Genomic DNA, 695 nt, shown 5'->3' with positions numbered 1-695 from the left:
AATCCTTTTCATCAATCGAGGTAAGGTGCGCCTCGATATTTTCCTCCACAGCACCGCTCACCCCTTCCAAAGAGAGAGAAACTTGAGGCGCCGCAACAAGATTGCTGGCAAAAAGCGAGCTGACTAATAGTGGTAATACTTTTTTTATCATGCTTTAGTACGTACAAAACAACGTCGGCTGACATCGAGGCTTTGCGGATATGAATGTGGTGTAGAATCGACACAACTCATAAGCAGACAAGTTGCGTTAAGCTGACGGTCTAAACTATCCTGCATCACCAGCGGAGACTGAGCATTGCAAGATAGCACCCGCCCTACAAAGGGACAACCAGATTCCGTTTTTTGTTCGGAGTCATATCACAGATGAATATAAGGGAAGAGRGATGCTCAACAAACAAATCATGGTCGATGCCGATAACGCGCTCGCGGGCCGCCAAGAAGCAATGGCAGTAGAGCCAGTTCATTTTGTCAACGGCAGTGATATCACCGCCCCCGCCACTCAAGGACAACAAGAAATACTGCTCGGCATGGGCTKGTTTTGGGCGCGGAACGCTTGTTCTGGCAACTCGATGGGGTGGTTTCGACGTCGGTCGGATACAGTGGTGGCTTTACGCTCAATCCCACCTACCAAGAAGTGTGCAGTGGTCAAACGGGCCATACGGAGGTGGTGCGCGTGATCTTTGACCCACAAGTAT

General features: G+C 49.8%; 1 pseudogene. It reads left to right on the top strand.

Features of this window, described 5'->3' with window-relative positions:
• Positions 1-383 precede the first annotated feature (383 nt).
• Positions 384-695, top strand: a pseudogene (locus CIK04_RS23655) (peptide-methionine (S)-S-oxide reductase); the annotation flags it as partial.

It is taken from the genome of Vibrio sp. 03_296 (assembly GCF_002265885.1).
This window is presented reverse-complemented; position numbering and strand designations above follow the sequence as displayed.